The organism is Pedobacter sp., assembly GCF_040513095.1.
GTDB lineage: Bacteria > Bacteroidota > Bacteroidia > Sphingobacteriales > Sphingobacteriaceae > Pedobacter.
In genome coordinates this window covers 22,143-44,000 of the sequence record NZ_JBEVDX010000078.1, presented here as the reverse complement: position 1 = coordinate 44,000, position 21,858 = coordinate 22,143, and the positions used below count along the sequence as shown (strand labels likewise).

Sequence of the window (21,858 nt, the reverse complement as noted above, 5' to 3'; positions counted from 1 at the left end):
ATGATCAATCTGATGCGCTTAAGGTAGTAATTTTTATTTATTGATATTTAAAATGGTTTGAAACCTATCAGTTCCCTAACCTCCCTGATAGTCCTTCTTGCGCTTTCCCTCGCTTTCTCTGCACCATGATTTGCTATTTTACGCAGATAATCGTCGTCTTTTGCTATCTCTTCGATGCGTTCCCTGATGGGCGTATTAAAGATGATCATATCTTCGGCCAGCTGCTTTTTTAAGTCGCCGTAACGGATTGCACACTTATTGTAAAGTTCATCAAAATGCGTAATTGTATCCTCCGCAGAAACGATCTTCATCAGGTCGAACAAATTCTGTATAGGCTCGGGTTTGGGCTGGTTTTCTACAGTTGGGCCACCATCAGAAACCGCTTTCAGTACTTTCTTACGGATAACATCAGGTGCATCGGCCAGATAAATGCAGTTGGCGTCTCCTTCTGATTTTCCCATTTTTCCTTTTCCGTCAAGCCCCGGAACTTTCACCAGGTTTGCCGAATAGTTAAAGGCAAAAGCCTCAGGGAAATACTCATTGTTGTATAATCTGTTAAACCTGTTACCAAAAGTACGTGTCATTTCAAGATGCTGTTCCTGATCTTTCCCCACAGGTACTTTTGTAGCCTTATGAAGCAGGATGTCTGCTGCCATCAGAGATGGATAGGTTAACAGTCCGGCATTCACGTTATCTGGCTGAGAGCGGATTTTATCCTTGAAAGAAGTGCTCCTTTCAAGTTCTCCCATGTAGGCATTCATGTTCAGGTAAAGGTACAGTTCGGTTACCTCCGGAACATCTGACTGAATGTATATTGTGCTGGCTTCAGGATCTATGCCGCAGGCCAGGTATTCTACCAATACGTTTTTCACATTTCCATGCAGGTCGCCCGGCGTAGGATGTGTAGTTAATGAATGAAAATCAGCAATGAAAAAATAACAATTATATTCATGCTGCATCTTTACGAAATTACTTACAGCACCAAAGTAATTGCCTAAATGTAATTTGCCTGTGGGACGAATGCCGCTTACTACTGTTTCTTTCATGATCTGATTTTTGTGGTCCCCTGAAGGGTTTCAAGAGGCCGAAATTAAGAAAAAACAGTTACACAGACTTGTACTAATTGTCTTTTATGTTTAAAATCTTTGGTTATTAGCGCTTTCTTTTTTAACAAAGCCGCTTTGTTGAGATTTTTTGTAGTTTTGATTGCAATGATCAATCTATTAAAGCGGGTACACTATTATTATTTTCTGTTGATCGTCCTGCTTTTCTTTGTGTTTTTTTATCCTTTTTATTATTTGGCGGCGCGGAAGCCGGCCTGGTATGGCTTCCTGAACCAGCTAAGGGCGCTGAACAGTCTGGCCTGCAGTATTTTTACGGGTGTGTTTTTTCGCTTTACCTATGAAGAGAAGCCCGCCCGCAGTCAGCACTACATCTATTGCGGAAACCATACTTCCAATCTAGATATCATGATCTTTTGCCTGCTGGCTAAAGGGAAATTCAGTTTTATGGGGAAAGACGAACTGCTGAAAAACCCTGTACTGAAAATTTTTTTCAACACCATCGATATTCCAGTAAACAGGGACAGTAAAATGTCTTCATTCAGGGCATTTAAGCGCGCAGGCGACAATCTGAGACAAGGCATGAGCCTGATTATCTTTCCTGAGGGAAGAATTGATATGGGGCAGTATCCCCCGGTGATGGCTGCTTTTAAAAACGGACCATTCAGGCTGGCGATTGAAACCGGTACGCCCATCGTACCGGTGAGTGTAACCGATGCCTGGAAAAAGTTATGGGATGACGGTGCACGCTATGGCAGCAGACCTGGAATCTGCGATATTTACGTCCACAAGCCGGTTTATACAGAAAATATGAAAGCAGATGATGCGGATCAGCTAAAAGACACTATTTTTGATCTGATTAACAGTAAAGTGATTAAGAAATGAACATAGATAAACAGACTATTTATAAAGTTGCAGATCTGGCTAGAATTGAGATTGGAGATCATGAGGTAGCTCAGCTGCAGGAAGATATGAATAAGATCCTTACCTTTATGGAGAAACTAAATGAACTGGATACTACTGCTGTTGAACCTTTGGTATACATGAATCCTGAGGTGAATGTGTGGAGGGAAGATGTAGTCATTCAGGAGCTTACGGTTGCCGAGGGACTACAAAATGCTGCAGTACATAATGAGGATTTTTTCTTTGTGCCGAAAATACTGGATAAATAATTTCTTTTGTAACAATCACAGGGAGGCTGGTGTCTAAACCGAAAGCTTGTATTAGCTTTATTATTTGTAAAATATATAGGCGAAAATGGAGAACCCGTTAATTAATATTAAGGAAATAGGTCGTAAATATGTGATTGGAACAGAAACAATCCATGCACTGAAATCAGTTTCACTGGAAATCTTTAAAGGTGAATTTGTAGCCTTAATGGGACCTTCAGGTTCCGGGAAATCTACATTGATGAATATACTGGGTTGTCTGGATACCCCGAATAAAGGCGACTATATCTTAAACGGGATCAACGTCAGCCAGATGTCAGATGATGCACTAGCCGAAGTAAGAAACAAAGAAATCGGCTTCGTCTTCCAGACCTTTAACCTTCTACCACGATCCACTTCTCTCGATAACGTAGCTCTACCGCTGATTTATGCGGGAGCGAGTAAAAAGGACCGCGACGAGCGTGCTAAACTGGCCCTCGAAAATGTAGGTCTCGGCAACAGGATTACCCATAAGCCGAATGAGCTTTCCGGTGGACAGCGCCAGCGTGTAGCGGTGGCAAGAGCACTGATCAACAATCCTTCTATTATACTTGCAGACGAACCAACAGGTAACCTTGATACAAAAACCTCTATTGAGATCATGGGGCTGCTGGAAGAAATCCACAGTAAAGGGAATACAATCATCCTGGTTACCCATGAGGAAGATATCGCACAGCATGCCCACCGGATTGTAAGGATGCGGGACGGTTTGATTGAAAATGATTACCTTAATACGGATGTGAAGACAGTTTCTCCGCGACTGACCAAATTAAAGGAGAGTGGGGATGATTTTGAACAAATTGGTAAACAATGAAGATCTATACCAAGACCGGTGACGGGGGGGAGACCTCGCTTATCGGGGGGACAAGAGTCCCGAAATACCACCTGAGGATAGAAAGTTATGGTACGGTGGATGAACTCAATTCCTATATCGGACTCATCCAGTGCCAGGATATTGATGCCCATTCAAAACGGATCCTGAAGGAAATTCAGGACCGGCTGTTCACCATCGGTTCATCCCTGGCGGCCGATCCGGACAAATCGAGCATGAAAATTCCTGACCTGCATGCAGCTGATATTACGCTGCTGGAAGAGGAAATGGACCGGATGAATGAGTTCCTGCCTGAATTGAAACATTTTATTTTGCCGGGCGGAAATACAATTGTTTCGCATTGTCATATCGCAAGATGCATCTGCAGAAGGGCCGAAAGACTCATAGTACACCTGGCTTCGGAGAGTAATGTGGATAACCAGGTGACTGTTTATCTGAACCGCCTGAGTGATTATCTGTTTGTTCTAGGCAGAAAACTGAGTTTCGACCAGAACGCTGAGGAAAACCTCTGGTTACCAAGGTTATAAAAAGTGGAAAAAAAAGTTTGTTTTCATCAACTTTTTTAATATACTTTTGCAAATTAAATAAGAACAATAAAATAGTATAGAATATGTATTGGACATTAGAATTAGCATCGCACTTGGAGGACGCTCCATGGCCTGCAACAAAAGACGAATTGATTGATTATGGTATCAGATCCGGAGCTCCTGTAGAGGTGATTGAAAATCTTCAGGCTTTGGAAGACGACGGAGAACCGTATGAAACAATTGAAGAGATTTGGCCGGATTATCCGACTAAAGATGACTTCTTCTTTAATGAAGATGAATACTAAAGACTCATAATTTAAAGGCCCCGGTAATGGGGCCTTTCTTTTTTTGGAACGAAGATTGTTTATGAATTGTCAGGAGAGTGTACTTTAACTTTTAAATTCATTTAATTAACAAACTTTATTTTAAAAACTACAACTATGGGAAATTTACTTTATTTAATCGCAGTAGTATTAATTATACTTTGGGTGATTGGCTTTTTCTTTCACGGCTTTGGTGACGTGGGCGGACTGATTCACGTATTGCTGGTTATCGCCGTAATTGCAATCCTCCTGAAAATAATCAACAGAGCCGCTTAATCATAAACAGGGCTTTTGAGAAATCAAAAGCCTTTACTTTTGCAATCTATTTACTGCAGGAATTTTCTGTTTCCAAAGAAAATGGTTTTATTTCCTCAGCATGAAGGAAGCAAGTTCCAGGTCCTGTGCATAGGTAATCTTGATATTACTTCTTTCTCCCGGCAGGATATTGATCACGAATCCCGCCTTCTCCACCACTGATGCATCGTCTGTAAATTCTGTTTTGTATGGTTGCTCGTAAGCCGTTTTCAATTGCTGCGTCACAAAGGTCTGGGGAGTTTGGATCAGGTATAGTTCATCCCTGTTAAGGGCAACAGATTCCTGTCCATCCTTTTTTATTCTTACGGAATCCACCGGCTTTATAGCCGCAATGGCATTCCCTTTTTCGAGGGCCATCTGATAGGACGCCAGAACCAGTTCTGTGCTTACCAGCGGGCGCACAGCGTCATGTATAGCAACAACTCCGTCATCATTGATAAACTTCAATCCGTTTTTCACGGAATCGAACCTTTCCTGTCCGCCTTCGATCACCTGATGCGGGATGCTGAATTGGTGTTTTTCACACAAGCCCTGCCAAAACTGATGCTGCCGGATATTGAGGACTAAAATGATTTCAGGATTTAGAACACAGTTGTGGAATGCTTCAATTGTATGCATGAGTACAGGTTTTCCATCCAGTGCTAAAAACTGTTTGGGAATGTCCTGGTTCATTCTGTTCCCTTTTCCTCCGGCAACAATAATTGCGTAATATTTCATTTTGGGGGCAAGCTATTTTGATTCAAAAAAAAATAGGAGAGACCTAAAGATCCTCCTATTCATTTAAAGGGTTGTTCATTAAAATTAGATGATCAGCATTGCATCACCATAACTGTAGAAACGGTATTTTTCTTTCAATGCCACTTCATATGCATGTCTTACATAATCGTAACCACCAAATGCACTGATCATCATCAGCAACGTTGACTCTGGCGTGTGGAAATTAGTGATCATTGAATTGGCAATACTGAAATCATATGGAGGAAAAATGAATTTGCTTGTCCAGTCATTTGCCGGCTTCAGCATTTTACCGGAAGAAACAGCTGATTCAATAGCACGCATTGACGTAGTACCTACAGCACAGATACGTTTTTTGTTTTCAAGTGCCTTGTTTACAATTGCTGCCTGTTTTTCCTCAATAATGAACTGCTCAGAGTCCATTTTGTGTTTTGTCAGGTCTTCAACTTCAACAGTTCTGAATGTACCTAAACCGATATGTAATGTAACTTCTGCAAAGTTGATACCTTTCAGCTCAAGACGTTTCATCAGTTCACGGCTAAAGTGCATTCCCGCAGTTGGAGCTGCAACGGCACCTTCATGTTTGGCAAAAATCGTTTGGTAACGTTCTTTATCCATGGCAGTAGCCTTACGTTTAATATATTTCGGAAGCGGTGTTTCTCCAAGGATCTCGATGTTCTTTCTGAATTCCTCATCAGTACCGTCAAAAAGGAAACGGATAGTACGTCCTCTTGATGTAGTATTGTCTACAACCTCTGCAACCAGCAGGTCGTCATCACCAAAGTAAAGTTTGTTACCAACGCGGATTTTACGTGCAGGATCTACTAAAACATCCCATAAACGCAGTTCTCTGTTAAGTTCGCGTAATAAAAATACTTCAATGGTTGCACCGGTTTTCTCTTTGTTACCATATAAACGGGCAGGGAAAACTTTGGTGTTATTTAATATCATGACATCCTGATCATCAAAATATTCCAAGACATCTTTGAATATTTTATGTTCAATTTCACCAGTGTCTTTGTGTAGTACCATTAAACGGGCTTCGTCCCTTTGATCTGAAGGATTACTGGCAACTAATGATTCAGGTAAATTAAACTTAAATTGAGATAACTTCATGTTTTTTATAAAATAATTGAGGGCGCAAATTTACAAAATATAATAGAAATATTGCGTATAATGGAATTTTATTTGTACCAAAGCCTTGCAGTATCCTGTTATGCTATTGTAATTAATCGCAGACTGTTCGTATACTGGTCGTACAGTGCTTTATATTGCTGGCCCCCTGAGCGCATCTTCTTAGCAGGTCGAGAGGGGGTTGGGAGCATTTTTTGTGCTTCCAACATGCCGACAACGTGGGTCCAATACGCCGCCAAGGTGGTACCAAGGTGCCGTCAATATGCCTTCAATACAAAGCGACATACGAACAGTGCACGAACAGTATAAGAACATTGTATCTGACTGATACAGAATTGCTGAGGCTACATAAGATTTAAGCAGTAACAAATACCATGAAAGATGATATACGCTGTAACGTTTTTCCTTATTTTTGGTCTAACCATCAATTATGATCATATTCAGACTTATAGGAGAAAGCTTCAGGTTCGCTGCCGATGCGCTCCGCCAGAATAAGCTTCGTACCATGCTCTCCCTGTTAGGGATCACGATAGGTATATTTACTATTATCGCCGTCTTCTCCGGCGTGGATACACTGAGGAATAAACTTCAGGCAAGTGTGGATAAGCTGGGTTCGAAAACCCTGTTCGTACAGAAATGGCCCTGGGGCTTTGGTGGCGATTACCCATGGTGGAAGTATGTGAACAGGCCTGAGCCTTCGCTGCGCGACTATGAAGCATTGAAATCACGTCTCGAACATGTTGACGGGATATCATATGAAGCTACTTCTGGCAACAGAACGGTTAAATACAGGAGCAGTTCTGTTGAAGGTGCTGTGTTGCACGCGGCTACGCAGGATTATGATAAAACCTGGAACCTTGATTATGAAGAAGGACGGTATTTTACAGACAATGAAGGTAAGACAGGTTCTCCTGTTGTGATTCTTGGCGCTGAGATAGCCAATGGATTATTCTCCGGTCAGTCTGCAGTAGGGAAACAGATCAAGGTCATGGGACGCAGGCTTACTGTAGTGGGTGTTTACAAGAAGGAAGGCGAGGATATGCTGGGAATGTCTCAGGATAATAACATCCTGATCCCCCTGAATTTTGCCAAAGGTTTATTTGATGTTCAGAGCAGCAATTACGATCCGCAAATTAATATCAGGGGGAAGGAAAATATAGCACTTGAGGAAGTAGAAAGTGAGTTGCAGGGCGCTATGCGCTCGGTGCACAGGATCAGGCCAGGCACTGAGGATGATTTTGCACTGAACAAAACTACAATGATCACTAATCAGCTGGATACGATGTTCAAAATGGTGAATATTGCGGGATGGGTAATTGGCGGTTTTTCTATTCTGGTAGGAGGTTTTGGTATAGCCAATATCATGTTTGTATCAGTGAAGGAACGAACAAATATTATAGGGATTCAGAAATCGCTGGGTGCGAAGAATTATTTTATACTGCTGCAGTTTATGTTTGAGGCGATTGCGCTTTGTCTTTTGGGAGGTATGCTTGGTTTGACCTTTGTATATGCCCTTACGCTGGTTGCCAAGTATGGATTTGATACGGAGGTTGTGCTGTATATGAAGAATATTGTCATGGGGGTGGGGATTTCGCTGGTTATCGGTACGATTTCCGGTTTCTGGCCGGCTTATTCTGCTTCGCGGTTGGATCCTGTAGAAGCCATAAGGTCTTAGGTTTATCGGGGGGTATTCAAAATGTTTTTGTTATTTCGCTGCTGCCTGCCGCTGAAAGGCGCCAGAAGGCAGCGAAATAGCAAAAACATTTTGAATTAACCACCAGATATAACACGGGGTTATCCGACTCGCCTAGCTCAATAACCCACAGTAAAAACCACCATCAAGTCCCGTAGCATAAAGCTATCTTAAACCCACAATCAAAACCACCGTTTAATCCCATAGCATAAAGCATCGTATAAATCTACAGCTTATACCCAACTCAAAAATCCATATCGTACAGATCATAGTATAAAGCCTGCGGCATAAAAAAAGCGTGTTAGCTGCAATAATCATTGCCACTAACACGCTCTTTATTGATATCTGTTTAGATTAGCTTATTTTAGATAAAGCTTCTTTGATTCTCGATACGGCTTTAACCAATTGATCTTCGGCAGCAGCGTAAGAAATACGGATACAGTCTTCGTTACCGAAAGCTTCGCCAGTTACAGTTGATACGTGCGCTTCGTTTAACAGGTAGAGGCAAAGGTCTTCAGCATTGCTGATTACGTTACCGTTTACGCTTTTTCCGAAATAGTCTTTTACGGTAGGGAAGAAGTAAAAGGCTCCGTCCGGAAGATTAACCTGGATACCAGGAACTTCTTTCAGTAAGGCATAAACTATGTCCCTGCGTTTTTTGAACTCGTCTTTCATTGCAGTTACAGTTTCCAGTCCGTTTTGGTAAGCGGCTAATGCTGCGCGCTGTGAGATGGACGAGGTACCTGAGGTGATTTGTCCCTGTAATTTATCGCAGGCGTTAGCGATTTCTTTGTTGGAAGCCATATAACCAACTCTCCAGCCTGTCATTGCGTAGGCTTTGGAGAAACCGTTGATGATGATTACGCGGTCTTTGATGGAATCAAAAGCAGCTATGGAAGCATGTTTGTCAACAAAGTTGATGTGCTCATAGATCTCATCAGAGATGATGTAGATATTTGGATATTTCTCAAACACGGCAGCAAGGCTTGCCAGTTCTTCATGTGAGTAAACCGAACCTGTGGGGTTACACGGAGAGGAGAACATGAAGAGTTTGGTTTTAGGCGTGATAGCCGCTTCCAGCTGCTCTGCAGTGATTTTGAAATCATGCTCTACAGTAGCGTTGATGAATACCGTTTCACCTTCAGCAAGTTTGATCATTTCTGAGTACGATACCCAGTATGGAGTTGGTACAATTACTTCTTCTCCCGGGTTTACCAGGCATAGCACGGCATTGGCAAGAGATTGTTTTGCACCTGTAGATACAACGATCTGGTCAAAAGTATAAGTAAGGTCGTTCTCATTTTTTAACTTTTCAACAATAGCCTTACGCAGTTCAGGGTATCCGGAAACAGGAGTATAGTAAGAATAATTTTCGTCAACAGCCTTCTTTGCTGCTTCCTTTACGTGCTCCGGCGTAAAAAAGTCTGGCTCTCCAAAGCTCAGGTTAATTACGTCAATTCCTTTAGCGGTGAGTTCTCTCCCCAGCTTTGCCATTTTAATGGTCTGTGATTCTGATAGATTATTGATCCTGTTAGATAAAAATGTCATGATTCTCTTATAAGGTAGCAAATATAAAAACCTGATCCAACATGTGACTAATAAAAAATACTTTTTAGCGTATTATCATCGTGAAAGCGTATTTTTGGGGGCTAAATCATTCCCCTTGCTGCCCAAAAAGAAAGCGATACTTGTCTCCCTCTGCATTAGCATTGTCCTGATGCTGGCCAAATTCGGTGCTTATTTTCTTACACATTCCAATGCGATCCTCACTGATGCAGCGGAGAGTATTGTGAACGTACTTGCCAGTGGCTTTGCCTTTTACAGTATCTACCTGGCTACGCTGCCTAAAGATGAAAACCATCCCTACGGCCATGGTAAAGTAGAGTTTTTTTCAGCCTTTGTAGAGGGCGCTCTGATCAGCATCGCAGGCCTTATCATTATTTTTAAATCCAGTTACGACCTGATTTTTCCGAAGGAAATTTTCCAGCTGCTGGAAGGTGCGGTCATCATTGGCAGTACCGGCGTTGTAAACCTCATAGTGGGATATTACCTGATCCGGACAGGAAAAAAACACAGGTCGCTCACACTCGAAGCAGATGGTAAACACCTGCTGACAGACGCTGTAACCAGTGCAGGACTGGTAGCAGGAATTATCCTGATTAAAATTACCCAGGTTTTCTGGCTGGACAGCGTGATCTCCATTCTACTTGGAATTTACATCGTTTACAGCGGGTATAAGTTAACCAGAACGTCAGTGGGCGGATTGATGGACGAAAGTAACATTGGACTCGTAAAAACTATTGTAGATATTATGCAGGAAAACCGTCAGGATGCCTGGATTGACGTACATAACCTCCGCGCACAGCAATATGGTTCGGATCTTCATATCGACTGCCACATAACCCTTCCTTATTATTACGACCTCAATCAGGTACATACAGAGATTTCAGACATAGACAAGCTGATCAATGGGAGCGGAGAACACGATACAGAATTATTTATACATGCAGACCCCTGTTTACCGGAATGCTGTACTTATTGCAGGATGAAAAATTGTCCTGTACGGCAGGAAGCTTTCCATGGTGAAATCACCTGGACAGTAGACAATGCCACTAAAAACAAAAAACATTTCCAATGAGTTATTTTAATGTAAGAGTATACGGCCTGCTGATTAACGATGCCAACCAGCTGCTCGTAAGTGATGAACAGTCAGGTGACAGAAGTTTCAGCAAATTTCCCGGCGGGGGAGTAGAGTATGGCGAAGGACTGATCGATGCCCTCAAACGTGAGTTTATGGAAGAATGCGAGGCAGAGATTGAAGTGATCAGCCATTTCTATACCACAGATTTCTACGAGAAATCTTCCTTCAATGACAGTCAGATCCTGAGTGTTTACTACCTGGTAAGAGAAGCTGGTCCTATGAAGCTGAATTACAAGACCAAAGTGTTTGACTTTGATCCGGATACCCTTCAATCCTTCAGGTGGGTAAACCTGACTGAACTTACAGAAGATGATGTTACTTTCAGAACTGATAAGACAGCTGTTTCCTTACTGCTTTCGCTAATCGCACAAGGAGCGGAGTAAATACTATAACTGACTTCCCGGGTCCGGGTAACTTAAACCGCTACTACTTTTTCGGGGGTGATCGCATAGAACTGGTCGCCCTCCTCAGCCTTGATTTTACTTAGTCCGGTAAAGAGGCTGAATGCGGGCAGAATCGCACAGGTGCTCCCAAAGTAAAAACATGGCAGTTTGATTTGCTGGCGTGCTTTACCATAGATGGTGATGCCCGGATGGATATGACCTGTAATATTGTAATATTCATCGAACACCTTTGGCTGGTCGTGCACAAACCTGAAGGGAAAACTCAGCAGCTCCCGGGGGCAGATCTCTATTGAGAGATCCCCATAGTCGTCATTTGACAACAGATCATGATTCCCCTTGATCAGGATAATCCTGAGGTCAGGAAATGAAGCCCGCCATGTGCTGAAAACCTGCACTTCTGTATTCATATCAGAATGAAACATGTCGCCCGTTACAAGTAATATTTCCGGACTGTACTTAGAGATCAGCCGCCCCAGTTTTTCCAGGTCGGTTTCTGTTACTGTTGCCGGAACCTGTATCCCGGCTTTCCTGAAATGAGCGGCCTTACCCATGTGGAGGTCGCTGATGATCAGCATTTTTTTAGATTCCCAGTAAATTGCCCTATCCTTATCTAATACTAAACTTTCCCCTTTACAATTGATGGTCATTCTTTTTCCTTCGTTGTGCCTGTGCGTTCTTTTTATCCGCTTCGGCAGTCATTCTTGCAATTCTTTCTCCAAGTTCCTCAGAACTCATATTTTCCCTTAAGCTGTCCACCTTGATTGGGAAGCAAAGCGGGGTATAACTTTCGGCTTTCACGATGATCACCCTGCTGGTCTGGATCCTGTGCAGGGCAGCGGCCAGTCGTGGTTCTTCAATCTGCTGATAAAAGGCTTCATCGTATGCCTGCCGCAATAATAGGTTATGTTTATCATAATCGCTAAAAACATTAAAAAATAATGCTGCTGAGGATTGCAGGTGTTTGTTTGCCACATACTTTCCTGGAAAACCCTGAAATACCAGTCCGGAGATACAGGCAATATCCCTGAACTTACGCCTTGCCATTTCTGTAGAATTGATACTGGCCACAATGTCTTCACTCAGATTGGCGGGACTAAACAGCAGTTTAATATTGTCTTCATCCAGGGGAATGGGCTTTTCACTCAGCAGCTCAAAACCATAATCATTCATCGCAATAGAAAAACTGATAGGTTTGGATTTGGATAAGCGATAGGCAATCAGTGCGGCCAGGATTTCGTGAACCTGCCTTCCCTCAAAAGGATAGGCAAAAAAGTGGTAGCCATCCCGGGTCTTAATCAGTTCAATCAGGAATTCATCATCCTTGGGCACATGTGATACTTTTGCCTGGCGTTCAAACAGAGGGAGAATAATATCAAGTTCTTCATCCTCGTGGGTTTTATCCAGAGTCTGGTTATACTTTTTTCGCAATATAGCACCCAGGTTGGCAGTCAGCGACATCCTGCCACCCATCCAGCTTGGGGTAATAGCAGTTTTCAGCCTGCTTTTCCGCACCAGTGCAGTCATTTCTTTCACCATGATAAACTCCAATACGCGGCCGGCCAGCGTAAAACTGTTGCCGGGTTTGATTTTTGAAAGGAATGATTCTTCCACCATTCCCACATACCCGCCGGTCATGTATTTTACCTTGATCATAGCATCACTAACAATAGTACCGATATGCAGCCGGTGCCTCATTGCCATTTGCCGGCTCTTCACCTTCCAGAGGCCGTCTTCTTTTTCAACTTTGCTGAATTCGGTGTATGCCGTTAAGCTTTCCCCGCCGGTTGTGATAAACTGCATCATCCAGCTCCATTCATCCGGTTCAAGTTCCCTGAAGGCAAAAGTCTGCTTCACCTCCTCAAATAATTTCCTGTCGTCAAAACCGTCTCCAACGGCGAGTGTAACCATGTACTGGATCAGCACATCAAAAGACATTACCACCGGCTCACGGCTTTCGATATCATTGGTTTTAGCTGCCTCCTTGATTGCTGCGGCTTCTACCAGTTCCAGCGCATGTGTTGGAAGGAAGAAGATCTTTGAAGTTTCGTAAGGGGAGTGCCCGCTGCGACCAGCGCGTTGTAGAAAACGGGCAACACCCTTGGGTGATCCAATCTGTACTACAGTGTCTACTGGTTTAAAATCCACACCAAGATCCAGTGATGAAGTACTGATTACAGCTTTGAGTGCCCCGGTATGTATGGCCTCTTCAATCCAGTTGCGCAGTTCATGATCAATCGATCCGTGGTGTATGGCTATCTGGCCTGCAAGATTTTCATCGAGTTTCAGCAAGTTCTGGTACCAAAGCTCAGCCTGTCCGCGGGTATTGCAGAAAATGAGTGTGGTTTTGCTTTTTTCGATGATGGGCAGCAGCTTGTGTGCAAGTTTATGACCAAGATGTCCGGCCCAGGGCAACATGTCGATATGATCCGGCAGTATAGATTTAATTTCAATCTTTTTTTCCAGATCGGCAACCACGATAGTTTTAAGTACCTCATCATAGGGCACCAGAACATCAAGAGCCTGTTCCAGATTTCCTATAGTTGCAGAGATGCCCCAGATTCTGAGCAATTTTTCAGGATGTTTTTCAAGCAGGAGGCCCCTGATACGGGAGATAGCCAGCTCAGCCATCACGCCACGTTTGCTGCCCAGGAGTTCGTGCCATTCGTCGGCCACGATACACTGCAGTTCGTCAAAGTATCGGGATGTATCTTTTTGCGCCAGCAGCAGGTGCATACTTTCGGGAGTGATGATCAGCACCTCTGGCATCTGTTTCTTCTGTTTTAGTTTTTCGCTCTGTGCTGTATCTCCGTTGCGCACACCAACGTGCCAGTCGAGTTCAAGCGCAGTGCAGACCTCAGTCATTGCCCTCGCCAGATCTTTCGCAAGCGAGCGCAGCGGAGTAATCCAGATCAGTTTTAAACCCTGGGGCTGGTATTTCTTTGTTTTCGTTTCCCGTGTGGTTTTTGCTTTCGCATCGCTCATTACCACAGCTTTGCGTGATTCCTGGTCATTCAGCTCATCAATCACAACTGCAAGAAACATGGAAAATGTCTTTCCGAAACCTGTAGGTGCATTGACCAGTCCGCTGTAACCTTCGGCGTAATACTGCCAGGCATCGGTCTGAAATTTAAACGGTTTCCTTTTGCTGTCTTTCAGCCATTTAATTACCTTTTTATAACCAGGACTTTTTTCCAGCGTCATAGTGTAGAAGCTAAGAGTTGTCTTAAATCATCCAGCGTATTGATCTCTGCCGCTACTTTATCTTTTCGCCAGCGGGCGATGCGGGGAAAGCGAAGTGCCAGTCCGGCCTTATGCCTTTTACTTTCTGCAATCCCTTCAAAGGCAATTTCAAATACAAGTTCCGGCTTCACCGTTCTTACCGGGCCAAATTTTTCTATCGCATTTTTCTTCACAAAAGAATCCACCTCCTTGATTTCTTTATCGGTTAAGCCGGAATAAGCTTTTGCAATGGTGATCAGGTTTTCGCCATCGCGCACCGCAAAGGTGTAATCTGTAAAGTGATTGGCGCGCCTGCCACTTCCTTTTTGTGCATAAATCATCACGGTATCTACGGTATAGGGGTTGATCTTCCATTTCCACCAGTCGCCACGTTTACGTCCGCTATGGTAAAAGGAGCTCAGTTTCTTGAGCATGATACCCTCACTGTTGTTTTCTCTCGAACCTTTCCTGATCTCAGCGAGCTCATCCCAGTCGCTGAATGTAATAACCGGAGAAAGTACGGCCACATCAGTGTTGCTGATCTCAGCTACAATTTCTTCCAGTAACCTTCGTCTTTCTGACAGAGGTTCCGTGCGTATATCGCCGCCTTTGTATTCCAGCAGGTCGTAAATGAAAAATCCTACAGGTGCATCCTTTAACTGTGATTTGTTGATGGTTTTTCTGTTCAGCCTTTGCTGAAGGATACTGAATGCCTGTACCTGTCCATCCTTTACAGAAAGGATCTCTCCGTCCAGCACTGTACCGTCCGGCAACTCATCCCTCAGGAAATGCAGTTCCGGAAACTGGTCAGTAACGAGTTCTTCGCCGCGCGACCAGATAAAGAGCTCTCCGTTTCTTTTGACGATCTGTCCGCGGATGCCGTCCCATTTCCACTCGGCCTGCCATTCTCCGCTGCCACCCAGGCTTGCGGGCTCGGCTTCAAGTGCATAGGCCAGACAAAACGGATAAGGCCATGAGTTATCTGTATTTACATGTGCTCCTTCAATCAGCTCCTGGTAAGTGATTTCCCCGGGATTCCATTTACCCATGATACTGTGCATGATCTTGTTGCTGTCGGTATCACTTTGTTTGGAAATGGCATTCACCAGCATTTTGTTGGATACACCAATTCTGAAATTTCCTGAGATCAGTTTATTGAAGATAAAACGTTCCTGGGTATCCAGGTTATCCCATGCGTAAAGTATAAATTCTTTTTTGGCTTCATCACTTTTGCCGTTCAGCGCAGCCAGATCGTTGATCCATTCATGCAGCTTCCGGTCTGTGGTGTGTGCCGCAGGTGGAAGTACCAGCGCAATTGTTTCACTCAGGTCGCCCACACTGTGGTAACTTTCAGCAAATAGCCATGCGGGAATATCGCTCAGTTCTGTTGCCCAGGCCCTGATCAGCGCAGTAGGAACAGGCCGTTTTGGCTTTTTACCGGTGAACATAGCAATCACAAAAGGTTTATCCTTTTCGTCGGCTGTGCTGAAATAGCTAACCAGCGCAGCGATCTTATCGTTGGTCTTGTTGCTTGTTTCCAGCTGCTGTATCAGTTGTGTGAACCTTCTCAAATTAAGCTTCTTTTAAAATTTCTTCTTCCTCGTCATCTTCATTTCCATAACGCGTTACCACCTCTGCTGAGGGTATACCAATTTCGTTAAGGTATTTGGAGAATGTAGAGACAAAACCGTGGGTAACATATACTTTTTCTGCTTCAGTAGCCTTAATCGCTGACAACAAACCCGGCCAGTCGGCATGGTCACTCAATGCAAATCCTGCATCGGCTGCCCGCCACCTGCGGCCGGCCCTTACCTGCATCCAGCCGGAACAAACACCCGTAGCAGCATGGTGGAGGCTTTTCATCCATTTTCCTTCTGCCAGTGCAGGAGGGACGATGACTATGCCTTTTTGCAGGTCATCTTTTTTGGTGTCCGGCGTAATTCTTATTGTTTCAGGAAGATCTACTCCAGCTTTGATAAAGCCTTCATTCAGGTTAGCGATGGAATTGTGAACATATATGGGTACATCGCCTGCGAGGTTTTTGATCAGCCGCTGTGCTTTGCCCAGGCTGTAAGCTACCAGTACACTGGTTTTCATCTGGTCATGGTTATCCGAAACCCAGTTTCTGATCTGCCCGAAAACAGTTTCCTGTGGCAGCCACTTATAAATGGGCAGCCCAAATGTGCTCTCAGAAACGAAAGTATGGCATTTCACCGGTTCGAACGCGGTGCTGATGCCATCGAATTCCACTTTGTAATCGCCTGAGACCACGCAGATTTCGCCTTTGTATTCCAGCCTGACCTGCGAAGAACCGATCACATGACCTGCCGGGAAAAAACTGACCTTAACGCCATTGATACTGATTTCCTCATTGTAAGGTAGTGTCTGAACGGGCAGATCAAATCCGAGACGCTGTAACAATACGGGTTTTGTCAGCTCCTGGCAGAGGTATCCCTTATTGCCCCATTTTACGTGGTCAGCATGGCCATGCGTAGTTACTGCAAGATCTACAGGTTTCCAGGGGTCGATATAAAAATCACCCTGTTTGCAATATATTCCCTTATTTGTGAATGTGATTAATGCCATTGCAGGATACAACAACGTGTTTACTGCAAAAGTTTTAAGCGCATTAACCGCTTTTTTCAAACGCTAAATCATCCAGCCGGCAGACGATTTTAAAACATAAAAACGATTACATGGTTTATTAAGGGTGAAAAAATCCCCAGCATATCTACCCATAGAAAACTACGGCATTATCGGAAATATGAAAACGATCGCTCTTGTATCCCTTGATGGCAATATCGATTTTATGTGTTTCCCTGATTTTGATTCACCCACTATCTTTGCCAGCCTGCTGGACCAGAAGGAGGGTGGAAGTTTCTCTGTGACTCCCCAGTTTGATTCATTCAAAACCAAACAGCTTTACATTCCGGGAACCGCAGTATTGCTGACCAGGTTTTTCTCAGATGACGGAATTGTGGAAGTAACCGACTATATGCCGCTGGAAGAAGGGGATGATAAAAAGATCTGTGCCATTGTCAGGAAAATTAAAACGATACGCGGAAATATCGATTATACAATAAATTGTGCACCCAGGTTTGATTACGCTAAAGCAAGCCACCAGATTGAAAAGACAGGTAAAAATGAACTGACATTTACCGCTGTAAATGATGGAGATACCATGGTACGGCTGGTCGCGGATTTTCCATTGAAATTTAAAGGTAAGGACGGCTATGCCGAATTTAACCTTGCGCAGGGTGAAGAAGCCTGGGTGGTACTGGAGTCGGCCGAAAAAGACGACGCCAGGGAGCTGCGTAATATAGATTATTATAAAAACGCGACCTATCAGAAGACGGTGACTTTCTGGCGCAACTGGATCAGTAAATCGACCTATAAAGGCAGGTGGACGGATCTGGTACTGAGATCAGCCATCACGCTTAAATTGCTTACCTCTGCTACATACGGATCAATGGTTGCAGCGCCTACGTTTAGTCTTCCTGAATCTGTAGGCAATGACAGGAACTGGGATTACCGCTTTACCTGGATCCGTGATGCAGCTTTTACTATGTACGCGTTTCTGCGTTTAGGTTACTGGGAAGAAGCTTCGGGATTTCTGAAATGGATCCACGAGCGCTCGGGGGATGATGTGCTGAACCTGATGTATAACATAGATGGTTCGCCGGTGATGGAAGAAGTGGTGCTCGACAATATGGAAGGATACATGGGCTCCGGTCCTGTGCGGATTGGTAATGCCGCCAAAGACCAGCACCAGCTGGACATTTATGGTGAACTGATCGATACCATTTACCTTTACAATAAAAACCACAGTAAGATCAACTACGAATTCTGGCAGACAGTACAAAAACACATTGCCTGCGTAGTAGAAGACTGGAAGAAGCCGGACCACGGCATGTGGGAAGTAAGGAGTGGAAAAAAACAATTTCTGCATACGCGCCTGATGTGCTGGGTGGCCATGGACAGGGCAATAAAAATAGCTGTGGACCGCTCATTTCCCTACCCGGAAAAGCAATGGAAGGAAGTGCGGGATGCCATCTATGTTGATATCTATGAAAGCTTCTGGAATAAAAAGCTGGGAGCATGGGTTCAATACAAGGGGGCGGATGTAGTTGATGCTTCGGTATTGCTGATGCCCCTGGTGCATTTTATTACGCCGGATGAACCGCGCTGGTTATCTACACTCAAGGTGGTCGAAGAAAAACTGAGTACCGATGTCCTCATCTACAGATATGATAATAAAGGAGGTTCTGATGGTCTTGAAGGGGAAGAGGGCACCTTTAATATGTGCTCATTCTGGTTCATAGAGGTACTTGCCAAGAATAAAGAAATAGACAAAGCCCTGGAGAGCTTCGAAAAGATGACCGGTTATGCCAATCATCTGGGGCTCTTCGCAGAGCAGATCGGCAAACGTGGTGAGCACCTCGGTAATTTTCCCCAGGCATTTACCCACCTTGCTTTGATCAGCGCAGCACTGGAACTTGATAAACAACTGGACAGGTTATAAAATAGACAGATACTGAAATGAAAAAACTTGAAAATAAAGTAGCGCTCGTAACGGGATCAGATTCCGGCATCGGGCTGGCCATAGCCGTAGAATATGCAAAAAACGGAGCTAAAGTAATAGTTTGCTACCACAGCCATGAAGACCGCGCTAAAGAAGCGCTGAAACTTGTACAGGTACAACAGGAGGATGCTCAGCTGATCCAGTTTGATGTCAGTGATGAAAAGGATGTAGAGAAGAAAATGGAAACAATCATCAAAGACTTTGGTGGTATCGATATCCTGGTGAATAACTCGGGCGTAAACGGATCCGGTATCCCTATCGATGAAATGGATACAAAAACATTTGATACAACTATCCGTACAAATCTGTACGGTACATTCTTTTGCAGCAGGAAATTTATCCAGCACCGTAAAGGTTTGAAAAAACCGGGCAAAATCATTAACATTTCATCCGTACATGAAGAAATCACCGCTCCCGGCAATTGCGATTACAATGCCTCGAAAGCAGGAGTGAGAAACCTGATGCGGACGACAGCGCTGGAAGTTGCTCCATTTGGCATCACAGTGAATGACATTGCACCTGGAATGATCCTGACAGCAATGAACCAGAAAGCCATGGATGATCCGGAAGTGCGTAAAAAAGCAGAAAAGAACATCCCTTTGGGCAGGGCCGGAAAACCGGAGGAGATCGCCTATCTGGCATTATTCCTGGCATCGGACGAGGCCGATTATATCACTGGCAGTACTTATCTGATGGATGGTGGCTTATCGATTAACGTTGGTCAGGGTGCCTGATGTTCTTTAGTACCGTGGGTGCAGTATAGGCTACCTGCTACAGGACCATCTTTTTAAAACAATGCGTTTATTTTTCAATGCCTTCTGCTGCTTTTCAGCAGCAGAAGGCATTGAAAAATAAACGCATTGTTTTAAGCGAAGCCGGAAAATCTCCCTAACCCGCAGGCAAAGCCAACTTATCTCCCTCCCGGAGGGCAATTTTGCTGCAGAAACTTAGTATAAGTCCTCGCAAGATGCTCTCTCGTACCAGCACCTTCGCTGATACTGTGCGTGCGGTTAGGATAAGACATCAGCTGAAATACCTTTTGGTTCTTAATCAGCTCATTGATCAGCATTTCTGCATTCTGATAGTGTACATTATCATCGCCGGTACCATGAATATATAAAAGATTACCCTCCAGGTTTTTCGCATATGTAACTGGCGAACCTTTAATATACGCCTCTTTAGATTTCAACGGAGAACCCATATACCGTTCCTGGTAGATGTTATCATACGTAAGCTGATTACCTACTGCCGCAATGGCAATCCCCGTTTTATAAATCTCAGGGTGCTGGAACATCAGGTTCAGCGTTGATGAACCGCCACCGCTCCATCCCCATACTGCAACACGTTCTTTATCAATAAAAGGCCATTCCAATATCTTTTTAGCTGCCGAAGCCTGGTCGCTGATATTCAGGATACCAATATTTTTATAGATGCTCTTACGGAACTCACGCCCTTTTGGCGCCGGAGCACCGCGGTTCTCAATAGATATATAAACATAACCATCCTGAGGCATATCACCTGCATATAAGAAGTTGCGCCCCACCCCGTAAGTATCCGTTACAGTTTGCGAAGCCGGTTCGCCATATACATAAAAAACAACCGGATATTTCTTCGTCTGGTCAAAATTATCTGGTTTTTTCATCCAGCCATCCAGTTCAGTTCCGTCATCGGTTTTGATTTTAAAGAACTCCAATTTATTTTTAGGCTGCTGCATCCTGCCCAGCTGGTTGGTTAAGCTGCCTTCCATAGTGAAAGGATTACCAGTATCTATGCGCATCCATTCTGTGATAGGGCTGATGTTGGCACTTTCATAAGTATGGTTGGCAAAGCTGCCGTTGGGAGAGATATCATATTCATGAGTTCCCGGGAAAATGGAAGGTGTAACCCGTTCCAGTTTGCCACTCCCGTCAAGCTTTGTTTTGTAAAGGTATTTTTGTGTAGCGTTAGTGGGCGAAGCTGTGAAATAAAAAGTGTTGGTTTTCTCGTCCACCAGGCTACTTTCAATCACATCGTATGCACCTTTATTAATCAGCGTCTGTTTTTTACCATCCCTGCTGATGCGGTAGTAATGGCGCCAGCCGTCTTTCTCGCTGATCCAGATAAACTCCTTGCCGCCGTTGATCCATTGCCATTCCTGTCCGGCGTCTACCCATGCCTTATCAGTCTCAGTATAAATATTCTTTACAGCACCGGTTTGTGTATTGGCAACAAACAGATTTGTGGTATTTTGCTCTCTGTTAATTTGCTGAAGAATGATATCGCTTGTGTTTGGTACCCAGTCCATCCTTGGAATATAGTTCTGGACATTATCCCCCGGTACATTTACCCAGGTAGTTTTTGCAGAAGCAATATTCACAATCCCAACTCTGCAGGCCGAAGGATTTTCTCCTACGATAGGATATTCAACCGGCACAGCAAAAGGATAGATGGAATCTGTATTGTTCAGCATCAGGAAGTTTTTGATCTTTCTTGCATCAATCTGCCAGTAAGCCACCGAAGTACCGTCCGGGCTCCACTTGAAACCATCCCTGCAATCAAATTCCTCTTCGTATACCCAATCGAAAGTTCCATTGATCAGTCTGTCGTTGCCATCGGTAGTTAGTGCTGTGGTGGTCCTGGAGGCAAGATCGTCCACATAAAGGTTATGTCCGCTTACGTAAGCTACCTTGCCTGCATCCGGAGACATTTTTGCAAACATCAGGGAAGAGGCTGGTTTGTCCTTTCCTATCTGCGTCAGTGTATTGGCTTTGAGATCAGCCAGCCAGTAATCGCCCCTGGTTTCGTAACGCCATACTTTTTTTGCATTGGTGTAGATCAGTACTTTTGCGCCATCTGCTGAGATCACGAAACTTTTGATCCTGAGGGGCTGGTTCATTCCCTGGGGTGTCAGCTGAGTTCTGCTGAGGATAGTTTTTCGCTCCCTTTTGGGTAAAGTAATATCAACAATCTCACCGTCGGAGATTTCATAGTAGCCATTGCCGTCCTTCGTCCAGTTGATCTGACGTTTACCCTGTGCATAGGTGTTTACACAGAAAAAACTGATCAGCAGCACCAGGCTTAGCTTTAAGATTAGTTTTTGATTCATTGGTTTCAATATTTTTATTTCAGTTAGTTTTGAGCTGTA

At 44.0% G+C, this 21,858-nt stretch carries 20 protein-coding genes; 11 read left to right on the top strand and 9 right to left on the bottom strand.

Translation table 11 applies throughout. From position 1 onward, the window contains the following. Nucleotides 1–47 precede the first annotated feature (47 nt). On the bottom strand, nt 48–1,046 hold the full coding sequence (gene trpS, locus ABWY16_RS09870; protein ID WP_353904479.1) for a tryptophan--tRNA ligase: 999 nt from the start codon (nt 1,044–1,046) through the stop codon (nt 48–50). Nucleotides 1,047–1,211: 165 nt separating this feature from the next. Between trpS and ABWY16_RS09865 the strand changes: the two genes are divergently transcribed. The 6 genes from ABWY16_RS09865 to ABWY16_RS09840 all read left to right on the top strand — a co-directional run bounded on the left by ABWY16_RS09865 (nt 1,212) and on the right by ABWY16_RS09840 (nt 4,227). Beyond that, a complete protein-coding gene (locus tag ABWY16_RS09865) occupies nt 1,212–1,946 on the top strand; it encodes a lysophospholipid acyltransferase family protein (protein ID WP_353904478.1) in 735 nt (244 codons plus the stop codon). Further along, nucleotides 1,943–2,233, top strand: coding sequence for an Asp-tRNA(Asn)/Glu-tRNA(Gln) amidotransferase subunit GatC (gene gatC, locus ABWY16_RS09860; protein ID WP_353904477.1), 291 nt, complete (start codon nt 1,943–1,945; stop codon nt 2,231–2,233). The genes ABWY16_RS09865 and gatC overlap by 4 nt, the downstream gene beginning before the upstream one ends. An 85-nt stretch (nt 2,234–2,318) precedes the next feature. After that, nucleotides 2,319–3,083: an ABC transporter ATP-binding protein gene (locus ABWY16_RS09855; protein WP_353904476.1), complete on the top strand. Its 765-nt coding sequence runs from the start codon at nt 2,319–2,321 to the stop codon at nt 3,081–3,083. Beyond that, nucleotides 3,080–3,628: a cob(I)yrinic acid a,c-diamide adenosyltransferase gene (locus ABWY16_RS09850; RefSeq protein WP_353904475.1), complete on the top strand. Its 549-nt coding sequence runs from the start codon at nt 3,080–3,082 to the stop codon at nt 3,626–3,628. The genes ABWY16_RS09855 and ABWY16_RS09850 overlap by 4 nt, the downstream gene beginning before the upstream one ends. An 83-nt stretch (nt 3,629–3,711) precedes the next feature. Beyond that, nucleotides 3,712–3,933, top strand: a complete 222-nt coding sequence (locus tag ABWY16_RS09845; protein ID WP_008240955.1) for a DUF2795 domain-containing protein — start codon at nt 3,712–3,714, stop codon at nt 3,931–3,933. A 135-nt stretch (nt 3,934–4,068) separates the two neighbouring features. Then, a complete protein-coding gene (locus ABWY16_RS09840; RefSeq protein WP_142527036.1) occupies nt 4,069–4,227 on the top strand; it encodes a lmo0937 family membrane protein in 159 nt (52 codons plus the stop codon). 87 nt (nt 4,228–4,314) lie between these two features. Here ABWY16_RS09840 and ABWY16_RS09835 read toward each other — a convergent pair whose 3' ends face one another. Together ABWY16_RS09835 and queA are read right to left on the bottom strand one after the other, a co-directional pair. Next, a complete protein-coding gene (locus ABWY16_RS09835; RefSeq protein WP_353904474.1) occupies nt 4,315–4,983 on the bottom strand; it encodes a 2-C-methyl-D-erythritol 4-phosphate cytidylyltransferase in 669 nt (222 codons plus the stop codon). Between the two features lie 84 nt (nt 4,984–5,067). Continuing rightward, the gene (gene queA, locus ABWY16_RS09830; protein ID WP_353904473.1) at nt 5,068–6,117 is read right to left on the bottom strand and encodes a tRNA preQ1(34) S-adenosylmethionine ribosyltransferase-isomerase QueA; all 1,050 of its coding nucleotides are present in this window, start codon (nt 6,115–6,117) and stop codon (nt 5,068–5,070) included. Between the two features lie 448 nt (nt 6,118–6,565). Here queA and ABWY16_RS09825 point away from each other — a divergent pair, with 448 nt between their 5' ends. Further along, complete coding sequence (locus ABWY16_RS09825) at nt 6,566–7,810, top strand: ABC transporter permease (protein ID WP_353904472.1); 1,245 nt, start codon at nt 6,566–6,568, stop codon at nt 7,808–7,810. A 372-nt stretch (nt 7,811–8,182) separates the two neighbouring features. On the opposite strand, the gene ABWY16_RS09820 is transcribed toward ABWY16_RS09825, so the two are convergent. After that, nucleotides 8,183–9,376, bottom strand: coding sequence for a pyridoxal phosphate-dependent aminotransferase (locus tag ABWY16_RS09820; RefSeq protein WP_353904471.1), 1,194 nt, complete (start codon nt 9,374–9,376; stop codon nt 8,183–8,185). A 169-nt stretch (nt 9,377–9,545) separates the two neighbouring features. On the opposite strand from ABWY16_RS09820, the gene ABWY16_RS09815 reads away from it, so the two are divergent. Together ABWY16_RS09815 and ABWY16_RS09810 are read left to right on the top strand one after the other, a co-directional pair. Beyond that, nucleotides 9,546–10,466, top strand: a complete 921-nt coding sequence (locus ABWY16_RS09815; protein WP_502930991.1) for a cation diffusion facilitator family transporter — start codon at nt 9,546–9,548, stop codon at nt 10,464–10,466. Further along, the gene (locus tag ABWY16_RS09810) at nt 10,463–10,912 is read left to right on the top strand and encodes an NUDIX domain-containing protein (RefSeq protein ID WP_353904470.1); all 450 of its coding nucleotides are present in this window, start codon (nt 10,463–10,465) and stop codon (nt 10,910–10,912) included. Before ABWY16_RS09815 ends, ABWY16_RS09810 begins: the two co-directional genes overlap by 4 nt. Nucleotides 10,913–10,944: 32 nt before the next feature. Here the strand turns inward: ABWY16_RS09810 and pdeM are convergent, their stop codons facing one another. From pdeM to ABWY16_RS09790, 4 genes are read right to left on the bottom strand one after another with little or no spacing between them, the layout of a single operon-like run. Then, nucleotides 10,945–11,580 carry a ligase-associated DNA damage response endonuclease PdeM gene (gene pdeM / locus ABWY16_RS09805; protein WP_353904469.1) on the bottom strand — a complete coding sequence of 212 codons (636 nt, stop codon included), beginning with the start codon at nt 11,578–11,580 and terminating at the stop codon, nt 10,945–10,947. After that, the gene (locus tag ABWY16_RS09800) at nt 11,564–14,134 is read right to left on the bottom strand and encodes a ligase-associated DNA damage response DEXH box helicase (protein WP_353904468.1); all 2,571 of its coding nucleotides are present in this window, start codon (nt 14,132–14,134) and stop codon (nt 11,564–11,566) included. The genes pdeM and ABWY16_RS09800 overlap by 17 nt, the downstream gene beginning before the upstream one ends. Continuing rightward, nucleotides 14,131–15,723, bottom strand: a complete 1,593-nt coding sequence (locus ABWY16_RS09795) for an ATP-dependent DNA ligase (RefSeq protein WP_353904467.1) — start codon at nt 15,721–15,723, stop codon at nt 14,131–14,133. Before ABWY16_RS09795 ends, ABWY16_RS09800 begins: the two co-directional genes overlap by 4 nt. Nucleotide 15,724: 1 nt before the next feature. Further along, nucleotides 15,725–16,738, bottom strand: a complete 1,014-nt coding sequence (locus ABWY16_RS09790) for a ligase-associated DNA damage response exonuclease (protein ID WP_353904466.1) — start codon at nt 16,736–16,738, stop codon at nt 15,725–15,727. A 124-nt stretch (nt 16,739–16,862) separates the two neighbouring features. On the opposite strand from ABWY16_RS09790, the gene ABWY16_RS09785 reads away from it, so the two are divergent. Together ABWY16_RS09785 and ABWY16_RS09780 are read left to right on the top strand one after the other, a co-directional pair. Further along, nucleotides 16,863–18,674, top strand: a complete 1,812-nt coding sequence (locus ABWY16_RS09785) for a glycoside hydrolase family 15 protein (protein ID WP_353904465.1) — start codon at nt 16,863–16,865, stop codon at nt 18,672–18,674. Nucleotides 18,675–18,691: 17 nt separating this feature from the next. Continuing rightward, nucleotides 18,692–19,468: an SDR family NAD(P)-dependent oxidoreductase gene (locus ABWY16_RS09780; protein ID WP_353904464.1), complete on the top strand. Its 777-nt coding sequence runs from the start codon at nt 18,692–18,694 to the stop codon at nt 19,466–19,468. 176 nt (nt 19,469–19,644) lie between these two features. On the opposite strand, the gene ABWY16_RS09775 is transcribed toward ABWY16_RS09780, so the two are convergent. Beyond that, complete coding sequence (locus ABWY16_RS09775) at nt 19,645–21,819, bottom strand: S9 family peptidase (RefSeq protein WP_353904463.1); 2,175 nt, start codon at nt 21,817–21,819, stop codon at nt 19,645–19,647. Between the last annotated feature and the right edge of the window lie 39 nt (nt 21,820–21,858).

Bases quoted from the DNA above. Each gene is read 5' to 3' on its own strand.
- ABWY16_RS09810 (WP_353904470.1), top strand. From the start codon at position 10,463: ATGAGTTATTTTAATGTAAGAGTATACGGCCTGCTGATTAACGATGCC.
- ABWY16_RS09780 (WP_353904464.1), top strand. From the start codon at position 18,692: ATGAAAAAACTTGAAAATAAAGTAGCGCTCGTAACGGGATCAGATTCC.
- ABWY16_RS09840 (WP_142527036.1), top strand. From the start codon at position 4,069: ATGGGAAATTTACTTTATTTAATCGCAGTAGTATTAATTATACTTTGG.
- ABWY16_RS09845 (WP_008240955.1), top strand. From the start codon at position 3,712: ATGTATTGGACATTAGAATTAGCATCGCACTTGGAGGACGCTCCATGG.
- ABWY16_RS09850 (WP_353904475.1), top strand. From the start codon at position 3,080: ATGAAGATCTATACCAAGACCGGTGACGGGGGGGAGACCTCGCTTATC.
- ABWY16_RS09865 (WP_353904478.1), top strand. From the start codon at position 1,212: ATGATCAATCTATTAAAGCGGGTACACTATTATTATTTTCTGTTGATC.
- gatC (WP_353904477.1), top strand. From the start codon at position 1,943: ATGAACATAGATAAACAGACTATTTATAAAGTTGCAGATCTGGCTAGA.
- ABWY16_RS09820 (WP_353904471.1), bottom strand. From the start codon at position 9,376: ATGACATTTTTATCTAACAGGATCAATAATCTATCAGAATCACAGACC.
- ABWY16_RS09815 (WP_502930991.1), top strand. From the start codon at position 9,546: ATGCTGGCCAAATTCGGTGCTTATTTTCTTACACATTCCAATGCGATC.
- ABWY16_RS09825 (WP_353904472.1), top strand. From the start codon at position 6,566: ATGATCATATTCAGACTTATAGGAGAAAGCTTCAGGTTCGCTGCCGAT.
- ABWY16_RS09855 (WP_353904476.1), top strand. From the start codon at position 2,319: ATGGAGAACCCGTTAATTAATATTAAGGAAATAGGTCGTAAATATGTG.
- ABWY16_RS09775 (WP_353904463.1), bottom strand. From the start codon at position 21,819: ATGAATCAAAAACTAATCTTAAAGCTAAGCCTGGTGCTGCTGATCAGT.
- pdeM (WP_353904469.1), bottom strand. From the start codon at position 11,580: ATGACCATCAATTGTAAAGGGGAAAGTTTAGTATTAGATAAGGATAGG.
- queA (WP_353904473.1), bottom strand. From the start codon at position 6,117: ATGAAGTTATCTCAATTTAAGTTTAATTTACCTGAATCATTAGTTGCC.
- ABWY16_RS09800 (WP_353904468.1), bottom strand. From the start codon at position 14,134: ATGACGCTGGAAAAAAGTCCTGGTTATAAAAAGGTAATTAAATGGCTG.
- ABWY16_RS09790 (WP_353904466.1), bottom strand. From the start codon at position 16,738: ATGGCATTAATCACATTCACAAATAAGGGAATATATTGCAAACAGGGT.
- ABWY16_RS09835 (WP_353904474.1), bottom strand. From the start codon at position 4,983: ATGAAATATTACGCAATTATTGTTGCCGGAGGAAAAGGGAACAGAATG.
- trpS (WP_353904479.1), bottom strand. From the start codon at position 1,046: ATGAAAGAAACAGTAGTAAGCGGCATTCGTCCCACAGGCAAATTACAT.